This window comes from Pseudomonas sp. H26/SER47-MNA-CIBAN-0231 (genome assembly GCF_040310465.1).
GTDB lineage: Bacteria > Pseudomonadota > Gammaproteobacteria > Pseudomonadales > Pseudomonadaceae > Aquipseudomonas > Aquipseudomonas atacamensis.
Genome location: NZ_JBEOPW010000004.1, coordinates 216590 through 232988, shown reverse-complemented (window position 1 = coordinate 232988; position 16399 = coordinate 216590). Strand labels below are relative to the sequence as shown.

Below are 16399 nucleotides of genomic sequence, written 5' to 3'. Positions count from 1 at the left end.
CTCGTGATCAAGGAGGATTGAAGATGGACGTTGCGGCAAACATCTCGCCAGGTAAATTCGACCCAACGTTTGGCAATCAGGGCGTTGCCACTCCGAAAAAACCTCCCGATTTTTCAGGAGACCTTGTCCTGCGGGGGGTGATGGTCGACAAATCAGGGCGCACCTATATCGCGGGAAGCGTAGGCCAATCGAACGGTGATGCCTACTACTTGATCAGACTGGATAGCAATGGCGTACACGACACTCAATTTGGCCAGAGTGGCTACGTAACCGGTCAATTTGAGGACGGAGAAGGATCGCATTCCTTCGCTAACGAAATAGTGGAACAGGCCGACGGCAAACTGCTGCTCATCGGCAGTTTCTTTCAGGCTAACCTTAAGCGTGCCATAGGAGTCGTGCGTCTCGACGTCGCTGGCAACCTTGATCCGGCATTCAACAAAACCGGCAAAGTCGCTGTTTACCTCTCGGATGACGACACGGCAGATCAGAAGCACCAGCAACTACCCAACGCAGCGAACTCAAAAACCGGTAGCCAGCGGTCGACCGTTCTGCCTGACGGCAAGATCGTATTGCATACCACCGTAGATCGGGATGGAAACAAAGTAGCGACAGCCGTCATTCGACTCTTGCCTGACGGCACACGGGATATTGAATTTAACGAAGGAGAAATCGCCTATGTTCTCCACCCGAATTTCACTCACACGGAGCTATACGATCTATTGGCAAAACAGGATGGGACCTACGTGCTCGCGGGCTGTGTACGTGGCAATAATCCTTACCGGGCAGTACTCAACCGCTTGACTGCTACCGGGAAAATTGATGACTCGTTCGCCGTTGATGGCTTTGAAGTGATGGATCCAGTAGAAAACTCGCTGAGCGTCAATGTCTTGAAAGTTATCGGGCAGACGAATAAGCGGCTGTTATCCGTTGGGTATACCGAGCCTGCACACCATGGCGTATTGATCAGCCGGGAATCCGACGGCAAACCCAACATCCAGTTCAACGCAGGCAAACCACTTCTGAGCAGACTGCAAGGCATTGACACCTTATGGCTTGACGCGTCCATCCAGAGCAGCGGACACATACTTGTTGCCGGGCTGAGTCAAGTGTCCTCTGGTTTTAACCATGTTATTGCCAGATTCACCGATGACGGCAAATTGGACACGGATTTTGCGGATGGCAAAGGCTGGCGAGTGTTCGACCTGGAGAGGGGGATCTGGACTGGGGTTGCAATCGGTGAAGGTAAAATGACGTTCCTCGGCCAAAGGCAAGTCGACGGGCAACGGGTTCAATGCGTCGGCCGTGGATTGATCGAGTGACCTGGCGACGAGTTTACCGGCTGCCCCTGATTGAGAGTTTTATGGTCTGGTCAACCCCTTTCGCGAGCAGGCTCGCTACCAACTTTGAAATGCGTTCCCCCGTGGGAGCGAGCCTGCTCGCGAAGGCGTCTTGACCGTCACCGAAAAAACCTGCTCAACGCCGCCACAGCCTCCGGCGAACGCAGGCGCTGGGTGAACAACGCACCCTCCTCCTCGATCACCTTGCGCAGCAGATCCCGATCCGGCGCTCGCATCAATTGCTTGCTGATGCGCACCGCTTCGGCCGGCAATTCATCAAACCGCAGCGCCACTTCTCGCGCCTTGCTCAACGCCGCTTCACCGCTGTCCAGCGCTTCGGTGGCGATCCCCCACTGCGCAGCCTGTTCGCCGTTAAAGCCTTCCCCAAGCAGCAATAACTCAGCCGCTTTCGCCTGCCCAAGCAAACGCGGCAGGATCAGGCTGGAACCGAATTCGGGACACAATCCGAGGTTGACGAACGGCATGCGCAGCCTGGCGTCGTGGCTGACATAGACCAGATCGCAGTGCAGCAACATCGTCGTGCCGATGCCTACCGCTGCACCGGCGACGGCGGCGATCACTGGTTTGCGGCATTCGAGCAGGTTAAGCATGAAGTGGAACACCGGGCTGTCGAGGTCGCTCGGCGGTTGCTCGATAAAGTCGGCGATGTCGTTGCCGGCGGTGAAGCACTCGGCGCTGCCAGTGATCAGCACGGCGTTGATTGCCGGGTCACCGTCGGCCTGTTTCAGTGCTTCGGCGAGGCGGCTGTACATGGCGCGGGTCAGGGCGTTTTTCTTGCCCGGGCGGTTGAGGCGCAGGGTCAGCAAACCGCGTTCGCGTTCCAGCAGGATGGCTTCGGTCATGGCGTGTCTCGCGTCTGAAAATCAGCGCTCAACCACGGCTCACAAACACGTCGGCCAGCAGTTGATTGCGCGGCAATCCGGCCAGGTACAGACGCTTGGCGAAGGCGTCGACACTGGCCGTCGAGCCGCAGACTAAGGCCAGGGTCTGCCGGGAAACAAGGCGCAGTTGCGCCAAAGCGGCGGCCGACTCGGCCGCAGTCCACAGCTCGACGCTGAGGTTCTCCCGCTGCGCGGCCAGTGCGGCAAGGGGTTTGGCCAGATAGTGCTCGCGTTCGTCATGGGCCAGGTGAATGACGCGGATGGCGCCTTGGTGATCCTGACGCAAGGCTTCGCGCAGCACACCGAACAACGGGCCTAAACCGGTACCGGCGGCCAGCAGCCACAGCGGGCGCGTGTGCCAGTCCGGGTCATAGTGCAAAGCACCACCGCGCAGCTCGCCGAGGCGGATCGAGTCGCCGATCTGCAGCTTGCGGGCGGCATCGATGAATTCGCCGGGCTGGCGGCAATCGAGGTGAAACTCCAGAAAGCGGTCTTCTTGCGGCAGGCTCGCCAGCGAGTAAGGGCGGGCGATGTGGCCGATCCACAGCACCAGATGCTGACCGGCGCTGTAGCGCAATGGCCGCTGCGGGGTCAGGCGCAGGCGCAGAACGCTGTCACTGAGCCAGTCCAGCGCTTCGACCAAGGCCGGCAGACCGTCAGTAATCGGGTCGAAGGTATGCACCTGCAAGTCTTCGACCACTTGGCATTGGCAGGCCAGGCGCCAACCGTCCTGACGTTGCTCGGCACTCAAGGCATCCGGGCGGTTGTCGCTGGGCACACCTCGGATGCATTGCACCAGACAGGCGTGGCAACTGCCGGCGCGACAGCTGTAGGGCACGGCGACGCCGTTCTGATTGAGACTGTCGAGCAGGTTGCTGCCCGCTTCAACCGTCCACTGCCGATCACCGACACGCAATTCAGGCATCGACGTTCTCCCACGCGGCGGCACAACGATTGCGCCCGTCACGCTTGGCCCGATACAGCGCCTGATCGGCACGCTGCAACGCCTCATCCAGATCATCGCCAACGGACAGCAGGGTCATGCCCGCCGACAGGCTCAGGTTGCGCACTTGCAGGCCCATCAATTCCACCTCGCTGAAGGCGATGCGTAAACGCTCGCAACACGCGGTCAGGCGTTCGGCATCGCAGTCGGGCACCAGCACCACGAATTCTTCGCCACCATAGCGCGCCAGTACGTCACCGTCGCGCAGGCAGGCTTGCGCCACACCGGCAAACGCCTGCAATACCTGATCGCCGGCGGCGTGGCCGTGCAGATCGTTGATGCGTTTGAAGTGGTCCAGATCGATCAGCGCCAGCCCGTGCATCACGTCGCTATCCAGCGCGTTCAGCTCGCGCGAGGCGATGCGCAGGAAATGCCGGCGATTGAACAGCCCGGTCAGTTCGTCGGTGGCCACCAGATCTTCAAGCTGGCGCATCATCCCGCGCAGGGTGTCCTGATGCGCCTGCAAGGCAAACCGGCGCTGACGCTGACGTTGCCGCGAGACCTGGACAAAGCGTGCGTAAAGCACCAGCCACGCCAAAACCATCGCCAGAATGCACACTTGCAACGCCGCGAGCGCAGGCTCGGCCAAGCGGAAGTGGTAAGCGTCCCACAGGGTAATCGCGGAGAAACTGAAGAACACCAGCAGCGCGCAGCGGATGAACACCCGTCGGGTGAGATGGAACAGGCCGAACAGCAGGATCAGCACATAGAACACCAGAAACGCGCCGCGTGCCTCGTCGACATGGGCGATCAGCCACGTCTGCCAGCCCAGCCCCATCAGCACTTGCGCTTCGGTCAGGCTGGGGTCGGCGAAGCGCTGGTTGCGCCCGCTCCAGAACATGGCGAAAAGGCTCGCCTGACTGATGACCACCAGAGCGCTGCCGATAGCCACTCCACTGAGCGATTGCTGATAATGCCCGGTGAAAAACGCCAGCCACAGCAGCAGCAAAGCCAATCCGTAGGTGGCCGCAGCGAGGGCGAAGCGTTTGAGCAAAAGGCGTTGAATGGCGTTATGGGTCAATCGTTGACTCACCGTGCGATAGGAGGCTGACCGAGTGTCCTACTCTACAGACCGGATGCCACTTTAGAGGGCCGGTCGCTAAATGACCACCGATTTTCGGGCTCGAAAATTGACGTCAAATGCATGACCTGAATGAGCTGCATTGATGCCCGCACCAGGTCCCTGTGGTGAGGGGATTTCTCTTCGATGGGCTGCGAAGTGGCCCCCTGCAACCTGTCAATCACACTGAGCTCACAGGTTTTACGACTGCTGCGCAGCCGAGCGGGGATAAATCCCCTCGCCACAGGGTCATCCGACCAAAAGCCAATGTGCCCCCACCACCGAGGCGCGGTATACTGCCGCGCCTTTTTAGCGTCGCGCCACAAAGGGACAGCCATAAGCCGCAAGCCTCAAGCGGCAAGCTCAAGCTGTCCGCGTAATGCTTTAACTTGCCGCTCGAAGCTAGAAGCCTGTAGCTTCCCCACCGTTTTCAGAGGAGCGCGACTCATGACCGTGATCAAGCAAGATGACCTGATTCAGAGCGTTGCCGACGCCCTGCAGTTCATTTCCTATTACCACCCCGTGGATTTCATCCAGGCGATGCACGAAGCCTACCTGCGCGAAGAATCGCCAGCGGCCCGTGATTCGATGGCGCAGATCCTGATCAACTCGCGCATGTGCGCCACCGGCCATCGCCCGATCTGCCAGGACACCGGTATCGTCACCGTGTTCGTCCGTGTCGGCATGGACGTGCGCTGGGATGGCGCCACCATGGGCCTGGACGACATGATCAACGAAGGCGTGCGTCGCGCTTACAACCTGCCGGAAAACGTCCTGCGGGCATCGATCCTTGCCGACCCTGCAGGCGCTCGCAAGAACACCAAGGACAACACCCCGGCCGTAATTCACTACTCCATCGTCCCGGGTAACACCGTGGAAGTGGACGTGGCGGCCAAGGGCGGCGGTTCCGAGAACAAGTCGAAAATGGCAATGCTCAACCCGTCCGACTCGATCGTCGACTGGGTATTGAAGACCGTGCCGACCATGGGCGCCGGCTGGTGCCCACCGGGCATGCTGGGTATCGGCATCGGCGGCACCGCCGAGAAGGCCGCAGTGATGGCCAAGGAAGTGTTGATGGAATCCATCGACATCCACGAGCTGAAGGCCCGTGGTCCGCAGAACCGCATCGAAGAAATGCGTCTGGAACTGTTCGAGAAGGTCAACCAGTTGGGCATCGGCGCCCAGGGCCTCGGTGGCCTGACCACCGTGCTCGACGTGAAGATCATGGATTACCCGACCCACGCCGCATCCTTGCCGGTGTGCATGATCCCGAACTGTGCCGCCACTCGTCACGCGCACTTCGTGCTCGACGGTTCCGGTCCAGCCTCGCTGGAAGCGCCACCGCTGGACGCCTACCCGGAAATCGTCTGGGAAGCCGGCCCGTCGGCCCGTCGCGTCAACCTCGACACCCTGACCCCGGAAGACGTGCAGAGCTGGAAGCCGGGCGAAACCGTGCTGCTCAACGGCAAGATGCTCACCGGTCGCGACGCCGCGCACAAGCGCATGGTCGAGATGCTCAACAAGGGCGAAACCCTGCCGGTGGATCTGAAAGGTCGCTTCATTTATTACGTCGGCCCGGTTGATCCGGTCGGTGACGAAGTGGTTGGCCCGGCCGGCCCGACCACCGCAACGCGGATGGACAAGTTCACCCGCCAGATCCTCGAGCAGACCGGCCTGCTGGGCATGATCGGCAAATCCGAGCGCGGCCCGACTGCGATCGAAGCGATCAAGGACAACAAGGCCGTGTACCTGATGGCTGTCGGCGGCGCCGCTTACCTGGTTGCGCAAGCGATCAAGAAGTCCAAGGTGCTGGCATTTGCCGAGCTGGGCATGGAAGCGATCTACGAGTTCGAGGTCAAGGACATGCCGGTCACCGTAGCGGTGGACAGCAAAGGTGAGTCGGTACACATCACTGGCCCGGCGATCTGGCAACAGAAGATCAGCGAAAGCCTGGCGGTAGAAGTGCAGTAAGCCTCTGGCGTCATGAAGACGGCCGGCGCATCCGCAAAGATGCCCCGGCCGTATTTGCTTGTTCAAACCAATCGCGATAACAGAATGTCCCAAGCACAGAAAATGATCTTGCGCACCTGTCAGATCTGACAGGTCCATTAGCGGCCCACTCCTGTTAGCGTCTATCCATACGCCCTATGTAGCGCGAATGGACTCGACCATGGCCGATCAAGACCTCAGCATCACAGCTCCCTCCATCGCCAAGAGCTCATCGATCGCCACCATCGGCAAGAGCTGGAGCGCCGTCGGTCCCACCGCCTCGGCTGGATGCGAATTGCCGATTCCGCTATCGAGCGGTCGTGGTTACGATCCGCAAATATCCCTGTCAATCAACAGCCAGAGCGGTAACAGCCCGTTTGGCCTCGGTTGCAACCTGGGCCTGAGCCAGATCAGCCGCCGCACCAATAAAGGTGTTCCACGTTATACCGAGCACGATGAAATCATCGGGCATGACGGCGAGGTATGGATGCCGGAGCTCGATGATGCCGGAAACCTGAAGTCGCGCACGGAGCACAGCTACAGGGATCGCCCCATTCCTGAGCACAACGTCGTGATCTACCGGGCGCGGATCGAAAGTGATTTTTCCCTGCGCGAATGCTGGCATCCGGCTGACGGTGGAGCCCCTTTCTGGCTGATCCACGGCGCCGACGGTACGTTGCATGTCTACGGCAAAACCAGCGCCGCACGCCGTGCCGACCCCGACGACGAATCGCGCATCAGTAGCTGGCTGCTGTGTGAAAGCATGAACGCCCATGGAGAACACATCTGCTACGAGTACAAGGCCGACGATCAGCCTGACGAGCCAGACCCGATTCACGACTACCGCGCCCAGCGCTATCTGCGCCGGGTGTGTTACGGCAATGCCACGGCGAGCGATCGCCTTTACAGCTGGGACACTGACCGGCCGACGGATCTGCCATGGCATTTTCAACTGGTGTTCGATTACGGCGAACGCAGCAGTTCGCTGACGGAGACCCCGAGCTACGAAGAAGTGAACCGCTGGCGGCTGCGACCGGATTCGTTTTCCACCTATGGCCAGGGTTTTGAGCTGAGCACCCGCAGGCTCTGCCAGCAAGTGTTGATGTTTCATCACTTCCCCGGGGGCCTGGCGACAGAGGCAAAACTTGCACGTCGCCTGCTGCTGGAATATCGACCGATCCAGAACCCTGCGCAGTGGGCCTACAGCCAGATCAGCGCGGCGCACTATCAGGCCTTCGATGCGCAAGGCAATGTCGAGCACTCACCGCCGCTAGAGTTCGAATACTCGCCCTTCGAGATCAATCAGACACCCGCACGCCTGTTGGAAAACGAGACTCAACCGGGCATCGAAGACGGCGGGTTCTATCAATGCGTCGATCTGTATGGCGAGGGCGTGCCGGGCTTTCTCTGCCGCTACAACAACGCCTGGTATTACCGTGAACCGCTGCGCGCGGCGCCTGGTACCGAACTGATCGGTTACGGCCCATGGGCTCTGCTGGACAAGATCCCGGTGGCAGATCGCAACCGCGCCGTGGCGCAACTGCTTGATCTGACCGGCGACGGCCGCCTGGACCTGATCATCGCCCGGTTGGGTTACTGCGGGTTTCATGCGCTGAATGCGCAGCGGCAATTCGAATTGTTCAGCGCGTTCGACACGTTTCCCCGGGAACACCAGGATCTGACTTTGACCATGGGGGATTTCAGCGGGGACGGGCTGATGTCAGCGGCCAGCATCAGCCCCGACCGCGTGCGCCTCTATGCCAGCCTGCGCGAAAAAGGCTTCGCCGCCGCACAGGAAATCCCCCATGAATACGCAGACGACCGTCTGCCGGTGTTCAGCAACTCGCGAACCGAACTGGTGCTTCTGGGCAACCTGCTCGGCAGCGACATGCCCGAGCTGTGCCGCATCCGCCATGACGAGGTCCGCTGCTGGCCGAATCTTGGTCATGGCAAATTCGGACAAGGTCGCAAGATCAGCGCCCTGCCCTTCACCCATGAAGAATTCGACGCCTCGCGAGTACGTCTGGCCGATCTCGATGGCTCCGGCGCGCCCGCGCTGATCTATCTGCGATCCGAAGGGTTCGACATTTACCTGAACCGGGGCGGCAACGGCCTGGAGCAGATTCCCGTCAGCGTGCCGTGGCCCGAAGACGTGCGCTATGACCGTTTGTGCCAGGTCAGTTTCGCCGACCTGCAAGGCCTCGGTTGCGCCAGCCTGATTCTGACGGTGCCGCATATCCAGCCGCGGCATTGGCGTTACGATTTTGTTGCAGCCAAGCCCTACCTGCTGGTCAACAGTAACAACAACATGGGCTGTTCCAGCAGCGTGACTTATCGCAGCTCGGCTCAGGAATGGCTGGATGAAAAGGAGCGGCTGCTGGCACTTGAGCGTGCACCGGTATGTCACCTGCCATTTCCGCTGGCCGTGGTGAAAAAACAGGAGCAGCACGACGAGATCACCGGCAACCGGTTGACCCAGTCGTTCACTTGGCGCGAAGGGTTCTACGACGGCAGGGAGAGGGAATTTCGCGGGTTCGGCTACTTGCAGCAACTTGACTGCGAGGTTGGAACCGATCCTTCAGAGCCTGGCTTCAGCGAGCCGGTGCAAACATGCACCTGGTTTCACAACGGTCAGGAAATCAATCGCTCCCGCGACGATTATTTCAGCGCGGATGTGGACGCCTGCCCGTTGGGCGAAACCCTGTTCAGTCGTTACCACCCCAAAGGTGAAATCGATGAGCCCGTCACCCCGGAGGGCTCCGACAGTCGCTATCGGATTGCGCAGGCACTGGTTGGCTCGGTCGCTCGAACAGAAATTTTCCCCTACCGCGCCGATGCGCAGGCGCCCGGTGCAGCCGCACTGTACTCGGTAGAAGAGAAGCGCTATCTGGTTCGCGAGGTGCGGCCGCAGGGGCCATATGCCGCAGCCGTTCTGCTGCCCCTTCAGGTCGAAGCCATCAGCTATCAGTACGACGGTTTTATCAACGACCCGCTGTGCCGCCACGATGTCACCCTGCGCTGGAACGCTTATGGCGCCGCGACCCACGCACTTACGGTGAGCTATGCGCGCAGGTTGACCGCCCAGAGCCCGCCCCCCTTCACCGAAGACCATCTGAATCAATGGTGGTCCGACGCTCACGACGAGGCGCAGCAATACTTTTACATCAGTGAAACCCGTGCACGTCTGATCAATCTGCCAGAGCCACAGCAATGGCGATTGGGCTTGCCGTATCTGGAACGGGGCGATGCGCTGAAATTGGCCAAAGGCACGCTCCCCGGCGAGTTGAACCCGGCACGGGTGTCTTTCGAATCACTGAGAGAGCTGCAGGATACGCAAGAATGGGCCATGGAAAGGGTACTGACTTCGCAATCCATACAGCGTTATGTGGACGTAGAGGGTATTGAACTGGATGACGGCGTCGCCGGATTCGAAGCGCTGTCGCACTCTCTGGAGCTTGCCCTGCTGGATAAAACCGCGCTGGACGCTTACAGCATTGTGCCGGACCTGAATATCCGCGAGGCCCTCGCGGCAATTGGTTACTCACCCATGGCGCTGCTGTTCGAAGCACCGCCCAGCGAGGAATCAAACCTCTGGTCGTCGCGGTTCAATCTGGCCCGGTACGGCGACTTGCAAGCGTTCTACAACGTGCTCGATTTCAATGAAACGCCAAGCCATGGCGTGACCAAAGCCGAATACGATCAACACTATCTGACGGTCATGCGCATGGAATTGCCCGACGGTTGTGCCGTTCAGGTCGCGGAGTTCGATTATCACGCCCTGAAACCCAAGCGAATCACCGACGCCAATGACAACACTGAAGAAGTCATCTACGAGCCTTCCGGTCAGCCACTGATCATCAGCTTTCACGGTACCGAGAACGGCAAACCTGCCGGATTCGACAAGCTGACCGATGACTGGACCTTGCCGGATCCCAGTCCGGAATACGCCATTGAGTTTCCGGAAGATACCATAGGACACGCAGCGAGCACTCTGCACAAAAACCTTTTCAGCTGGATGGGTCTGATACCCGCCTCCACACTTCAAAGCCGCGCGATCAAGCAAAGTGACCTGTTGCCCGGCGGGCAGATCCGCGCCAGCGCACGTCGCCGGCTTGCGCGAAATCCCGGCCTGACGACTGAAGACCGGCAATTGCTCATGGCCATTGAACTGGCTTACCGAGAACCGGTTCACACCGTAGTGCTCAGCGCCGACCGCTATCCGTACGACGCCATAAAGGCGCAGATCCAGATCGTCAAAACCTGCGTCGACGGCTTTGGTCGGGTCCTGCAAACCCAGCAGAAGGTCGATCCGGGGCTGGCTTATGTGGTGGGTGAGGATGGTGAGTTGCTCATCGAAGAAGGTGAGCAACCGACGCAGACACGCTGGCGCATCAGTGAACGCGTCGAATACAACAACAAAGGTCTGCCGCAGCGCCAATACCGGCCGTTTTTCGCCAATACCCACCGCTACGTCAATGATCAATCGCTGCGCCAACTCGGGTTGTTCGATCAGCTGTTCTATGACGCAACGGGGCGTCCGATCAAGCTGATCAACGCCAAGGGCGACTTTTCCCGTGAGACTTATCATCCCTGGTATCACGCCAGCGAAGACTTCAACGACACCGCTGAAGAGGTGATGTCTACGCGTGGGTCAGGCTCATGACCGCCTCCACACATTGGCGCACGCCTTCGCTGACAGCCAGCGACGGACGTGGCCTGCCAGTCCGTCAGGTCGCTTATTTGCGTACCGTGGCGGGTGACACGCCGAAAGCTCTCGTGACCCGCCAGCGCCACGATGTCGCCGGGCGTCTGGTCGCGCAACAGGATCCACGCCTGCCGACAGCAAACACAACCAGCGTGTTTGCGCTGAACGATATCGCCGTGTTTACCAACAGCCAGGATAGCGGCTGGCGCCTGCTGCTGCCGGGCAGGGCCGGGGAGCCCGGACACCGTTGGGATGAGCGCGGGCACGTCTGGCAGTCGACCTTTGACGAGCAATTGCGCGTGGTGCAGCTCGAAGTTTCGGGAAACGGCGAAAATCAGCTCGATACCTTCACGTACGCCCCAGGCTCTGCCGAAGCAGACTCCAACCTGCGCGGCCGGTTGATCAAGCAAACCGATGCGTCTGGTGTTCTGGCGATATCCAGCTATTCCCTCGCCGGCCAGCCGATGCAGGAAACCCGAACTTTCCAGGACACACAGGCTTTCACCAGCCATCAGGTGTTCAGCCCGCTGGGCACGGTGCTGGAGCAAACCGATGCCGGCGGCCATCGCAGAGCATCGCGCTACGGTCTCGCCGGGCAACTCAGGCAAATAGAACTGCAAGTCGAGACGAAAGTCACGCAGGTCTTGCTGGATGCGCAGTACAACGCCAACAATCAGCTCACCTCGCAACTGGCCGGTAACGGCGTCCTGAGTCAGTGGACGTATGACCCGGCCGATGGACGCCTGCATACGCGCACCAGTCAGAAAACCGCTCACTCCAGATTGCAGGATCTGCAATATTTCTACGATCGCGCCGGCAATATCATCCGCATCGAAGACCACGCCTTCGAGCCCGTCTGGTTCGCCAATCAACGGGTCGACGGCCACCGCGAATTCAGCTACGACTCCCTGTACCGGTTGGTCCGCGCGACCGGTCATGACGACGCGCTGCCCCCGGACATTCCCGGCCTGCCGCGACCGCCCGACGAGAAAAACCGCCTCAATTACACCCAGACGTATAGCTACGACGATGGCGGCAATCTGACCGAATTGCGTCATCAGCGCGACGGCAACAGTCGTACCCGCACGATGTACATCGACCAGAAAAGCAATCGCGGGGTGCGCTGGGAAACGGGCGACGAGCCGCCGGACTTCGGTACCTGGTTCGACCCGCACGGCAATCAACGCAAGCTGCGCCACGGTCCGTCATTGCAATGGAGCAGGCGTGATGAGCTGGAGCGCGTGGATCTGGTTATCCGTCAGGACGGCGATAACGATGCCGAGTATTACCAGTACAGCGCCGGCCAGCGGGTCCTCAAATGTCATGAATGGTTTACCGACAAGGTCCGCCACTTCCACCAGGTGCGCTACCTGCCGGGGCTGGAAATTCGCAGCAAGGACAACGGCGAGGAGCTGCACATCATCAGCCTCGGTAACGCGCGCTGCCTGCATTGGGCGCAACGTTCAGCGCCGATAGACGACCAGATGCGTTACACCCTCGAAGACCACCTCGGCTCTTGCGTGATGGAGCTCAATGAAGGCGCTGTGGTCACCAGCGCAGAAGGCTATTACCCGTTCGGCGAAACCGCGTGGATGGCGCCGGAATCGGAAATCGAATACCGCTTCATCCGATATTCCGGCAAGGAAATGGATGTCAGCGGTTTGTACTACTACGGCGCCCGTTATTACGCGCCGTGGTTGCAGCGTTGGGTCAGTGCGGACCCGGCGGGGGATGTGGATGGGTTGAATCTGTATGGTTTTGTCAGTAACAACCCGATTCTGTTCATAGATAACGACGGTAACAAAAAAGACTTACCGTCTGACGTCAGGCAGGACATCGCGACCTACGCAAAAGTCCTGGATAACCTGGGCAATGAGCTGCAAACGTACAATCGGCAATTGAACGGACTGTTCAGCGCTACGGACATTTCCAAACGCATGGCCATAAACACAGGCTTCAACATTGGCAAGGGAGTTGCCACCACGACAGCAGGGAAAGGCGGCGAAGCACTTGGGACGCTGATATTGCCCGGAGTCGGGACATTTATCGGAGGGATCGTCGCCTCAAAAATCTCCGGCGCGGCAATCGACAAACTCGGCGAAATTACAACTGTTTCCACTCCCGTCCTGCCCAATGCCAAAAAACTGAATCCCGAGAGCATTCACAGCAACGCCACAACAGGCATTTTAACCCCTCTGAGATACGCAAAAAAAATAGCCAGATCATATGATCCTCGGACTTCCGAGGGAGCAAACAAGCTGATCGAAACAGTGGCCGAGAAAACGCTCAGCAAGTTTGCGCAGATACCCGCTGCAAGTGACATGATGGCCATTGCTTACTCTGGAAAGGACACAGCCACAGCGCTGGCTGGTTTAAGGGATATCGAAATTGATGATCTCGAGGCAGCGTTGGGTTTGATTATCGACCTGCTTGAACAGGACCAAAGCGACATCAATGCGGCTTTCAGCGAAATCGGAGTCAACGAATTTTATGACCAAGGTCTGGTGGGCTCATTCGGTTATGCGCTGGATCTTGCAACAGGTAGCGTCGGAACCCAGAACTCCAGCTCAATCAGCCGGGATCGGATCAAGAAAGAAATTTCCTTGCGCATGGCTGAAGCAAGGCGCGGTATCGAGTTGATTGGCAGATATCGCCAATACAACGGTCAAAAGACGGCGTAAACAAGTTCGCTTGCCTTCAGGCAGTTTTACCGTGGTTCTGCGCCTGGATAAATCATGAGCACCTGGCCCTTGAATAGATCAACGCATATCCATACGCCAAGCGTGCAGGTCAAGGATCCCCGGGCTTTGGTCGTCAGGCATATTGCCTATCTGTGTGCAACGACGCATGGAGAAATCAAGCCCCTGATCACCTGCCAGACTCACAACCCTGCCGGGCGCCTGCTAGAAAAACGGGATCCGCGCTTATCTGCACCCAACCTCACTACTCACTACTCGCTCAACGGCATCGTGTTGAAAATCGACAGCGTCGATGCCGGCTGGCGTTTGGTACTGCCGGGACTGGCCGGTGAGCCTCGGCAACGTTGGGACGAGCGCGGCCATGCCTGGCGATCGACCTTTGACGACCAGCTGCGTGTCGTCAGACTCCAGGTCACCAGAAAGGATGAGGAGGAAGAGGAAGAGGTCGAAACTTTCCTCTACGCCGGTGGCGCCGACACCACCAACCACAACCTGCGCGGACGGTTGATCAAGCAAACCGATGCGTCTGGTGTTCTGGCGATATCCAGCTATTCCCTCGCCGGCCAGCCGATGCAGGAAACCCGAACTTTCCAGGACACACAGGCTTTCACCAGCCATCAGGTGTTCAGCCCGCTGGGCACGGTGCTGGAGCAAACCGATGCCGGCGGCCATCGCAGAGCATCGCGCTATGGTCTTGCCGGGCAACTCAGGCAAATGGAGCTGCAAGTCGAGACGAAAGTCACGCAGGTCTTGCTGGATGCGCGGTACAACGCCAACAATCAGATCACCTCGCAACTGGCCGGTAACGGTGTCCTGAGTCAGTGGACGTATGACCCGGCCGACGGACGCCTGCATACGCGCACCAGTCAGAAAACCGCTCACTCCAGATTGCAGGATCTGCAATATTTCTACGATCGCGCCGGCAATATCATCCGCATCGAAGACCACGCCTTCGAGCCAACCTGGTTCGCCAATCAACGGGTCGACGGCCACCGTGAATTCGACTACGACTCCCTGTACCGCCTGATCCGCGCGACCGGTCATGACGACGCGCTGCCCCCGGACATTCCTGGCCTGCCGCGACCGCCCGACGAGAAAAACCGCCTCAATTACACCCAGACGTATAGCTACGACGATGGCGGCAACCTGATCGAACTGCGTCATCAGCGCGACGGCAACAGTCGCACCCGCACGATGCGCATCGACGACAAAAGCAATCGCGGGGTGCGCTGGCAAACAGGCGACGAGCCGCCGGACTTCGGCAGCTGGTTCGACCCGCACGGCAATCAACGCAAGCTGCGCCACGGTCCGTCAATGCACTGGAACAGGCGTGATGAGCTGGAGCGCGTGGATCTGGTTATCCGTCAGGACGGCGATAACGATGCCGAGTATTACCAGTACAGCGCCGGCCAGCGGGTCCTCAAATGTCATGAATGGTTTACCGACAAGGTCCGCCACTTCCACCAGGTGCGCTACCTGCCGGGGCTGGAAATTCGCAGCAAGGACAACGGCGAGGAGCTGCACATCATCAGCCTCGGTAACGCGCGCTGCCTGCATTGGGCGCAACGTTCAGCGCCGATAGACGACCAGATGCGTTACACCCTCGAAGACCACCTCGGCTCTTGCGTGATGGAGCTCAATGAAGGCGCCGTGGTCACCAGCGCAGAAGGCTATTACCCGTTCGGCGAAACCGCGTGGATGGCGCCGGAATCGGAAATCGAATACCGCTTCATCCGATATTCCGGCAAGGAAATGGATGTCAGCGGTTTGTACTACTACGGCGCCCGCTATTACGCGCCGTGGTTGCAGCGCTGGCTCAGTGCTGATCCGGCGGGGGATGTGGACGGTTTGAACCTGTATGGATTCGTCGGTAACAACCCGATCGTCCATGTCGACCAGACCGGTGCCTTCAAAGTGGTGTTTGACCTGATCAGAAAAGCGGTGGGTATCTTTGATCAAGCGCAAACTGCGGCGGAGCAATTGCACAACCTGACCACCGAGTTCGATGGCCTGATTGCTGAAGGCCAGAACATCGAGGAGGTGCGCAAAAGCTTGACGTTCGGCAAATTCATCACCTCCCGGGCCGGCATCAAATCGGTCTTTTACGGTATCGGCAAAGGCATCGCCATCGGCAGTGTCATCGGCACCGTGGTACCCGGAATCGGCAACGCCATCGGTTCCGGCGCAGGGGCAATCGCGGGGGCAATTGTGTTCCCGGTATTACGCTATCACTTCTTCAAGAAAGGTTTGAAAGCAGCGCAAACACTGCACACCCAAGAGCTCAAGGACGGGCTGAAAACGCTGGGCGACGGCGCTGCAAAAGCCGTCGACGGTGCGGGGGCTCTTCTTGATGGAGGTGCTGCGCTTATCGACAGCATCAAGACCTTCACGGATAACCTCAACAGCTACTCCGAGCACATCCAGCAGATGTTCTATGCCCAACTGGACGCACTGGATGCAGAAAAACAGCGTCAGGTCATGAAGCTGTCCAGGAATGGTGTAGACCCGTTCGAAGCCATCGACAAGGTCATGCAAACCGCACAGGCAATCATCGAAGCGCCGAGCGAGGCGCAAGGCGTGACTGAACGCCTGCAGCAACTGGAGCGCTCGCTCGCTGCCGAACCTCAGGCAAGACCGGTGCCGAAGCCGAGGTTGAATCTTGTGCATCGACGTCAGGTACAGGAGACAGCTGTTTAGCAGACAC

General features: G+C 59.2%; 8 protein-coding genes. 5 read left to right on the top strand and 3 right to left on the bottom strand.

Annotated elements, in window-relative coordinates:
• The first annotated feature begins 23 nt into the window (after window positions 1-23).
• Complete coding sequence (locus AAEZ10_RS08550; protein WP_071173391.1) at window positions 24-1319, top strand: hypothetical protein; 1296 nt, start codon at window positions 24-26, stop codon at window positions 1317-1319.
• Between the two features lie 137 nt (window positions 1320-1456).
• On the opposite strand, the gene AAEZ10_RS08545 is transcribed toward AAEZ10_RS08550, so the two are convergent.
• The 3 genes from AAEZ10_RS08545 to AAEZ10_RS08535 are packed head-to-tail and all read right to left on the bottom strand — an operon-like array spanning window position 1457 to window position 4263.
• Window positions 1457-2200, bottom strand: coding sequence for an enoyl-CoA hydratase-related protein (locus tag AAEZ10_RS08545; RefSeq protein WP_350568778.1), 744 nt, complete (start codon window positions 2198-2200; stop codon window positions 1457-1459).
• 28 nt (window positions 2201-2228) lie between these two features.
• Window positions 2229-3164 (bottom strand): iron-sulfur-binding ferredoxin reductase, encoded by a 936-nt coding sequence (locus AAEZ10_RS08540; RefSeq protein ID WP_350568776.1) that lies wholly within the window; start codon window positions 3162-3164, stop codon window positions 2229-2231.
• Window positions 3157-4263, bottom strand: a complete 1107-nt coding sequence (locus AAEZ10_RS08535) for a GGDEF domain-containing protein (protein ID WP_073471934.1) — start codon at window positions 4261-4263, stop codon at window positions 3157-3159. Before AAEZ10_RS08535 ends, AAEZ10_RS08540 begins: the two co-directional genes overlap by 8 nt.
• Window positions 4264-4749: 486 nt before the next feature.
• Between AAEZ10_RS08535 and AAEZ10_RS08530 the strand changes: the two genes are divergently transcribed.
• From AAEZ10_RS08530 to AAEZ10_RS08515, 4 genes are all read left to right on the top strand, one after another.
• Window positions 4750-6273, top strand: a complete 1524-nt coding sequence (locus AAEZ10_RS08530; RefSeq protein ID WP_007916251.1) for a fumarate hydratase — start codon at window positions 4750-4752, stop codon at window positions 6271-6273.
• 199 nt (window positions 6274-6472) lie between these two features.
• Window positions 6473-10954, top strand: a complete 4482-nt coding sequence (locus AAEZ10_RS08525; RefSeq protein ID WP_350568774.1) for a SpvB/TcaC N-terminal domain-containing protein — start codon at window positions 6473-6475, stop codon at window positions 10952-10954.
• A complete protein-coding gene (locus AAEZ10_RS08520) occupies window positions 10951-13677 on the top strand; it encodes an RHS repeat-associated core domain-containing protein (RefSeq protein WP_350568772.1) in 2727 nt (908 codons plus the stop codon). Before AAEZ10_RS08525 ends, AAEZ10_RS08520 begins: the two co-directional genes overlap by 4 nt.
• A gap of 54 nt (window positions 13678-13731) precedes the next feature.
• Window positions 13732-16392, top strand: coding sequence for an RHS repeat domain-containing protein (locus AAEZ10_RS08515; protein WP_350568770.1), 2661 nt, complete (start codon window positions 13732-13734; stop codon window positions 16390-16392).
• Window positions 16393-16399: the final 7 nt, after the last annotated feature.

What these genes read in the sequence shown, in the direction of transcription:
- AAEZ10_RS08550 (WP_071173391.1), top strand. Translation starts at nt 24, where the DNA reads ATGGACGTTGCGGCAAACATCTCGCCAGGTAAATTCGACCCAACGTTT.
- AAEZ10_RS08545 (WP_350568778.1), bottom strand. Translation starts at nt 2,200, where the DNA reads ATGACCGAAGCCATCCTGCTGGAACGCGAACGCGGTTTGCTGACCCTG.
- AAEZ10_RS08540 (WP_350568776.1), bottom strand. Translation starts at nt 3,164, where the DNA reads ATGCCTGAATTGCGTGTCGGTGATCGGCAGTGGACGGTTGAAGCGGGC.
- AAEZ10_RS08530 (WP_007916251.1), top strand. Translation starts at nt 4,750, where the DNA reads ATGACCGTGATCAAGCAAGATGACCTGATTCAGAGCGTTGCCGACGCC.
- AAEZ10_RS08525 (WP_350568774.1), top strand. Translation starts at nt 6,473, where the DNA reads ATGGCCGATCAAGACCTCAGCATCACAGCTCCCTCCATCGCCAAGAGC.
- AAEZ10_RS08520 (WP_350568772.1), top strand. Translation starts at nt 10,951, where the DNA reads ATGACCGCCTCCACACATTGGCGCACGCCTTCGCTGACAGCCAGCGAC.
- AAEZ10_RS08515 (WP_350568770.1), top strand. Translation starts at nt 13,732, where the DNA reads ATGAGCACCTGGCCCTTGAATAGATCAACGCATATCCATACGCCAAGC.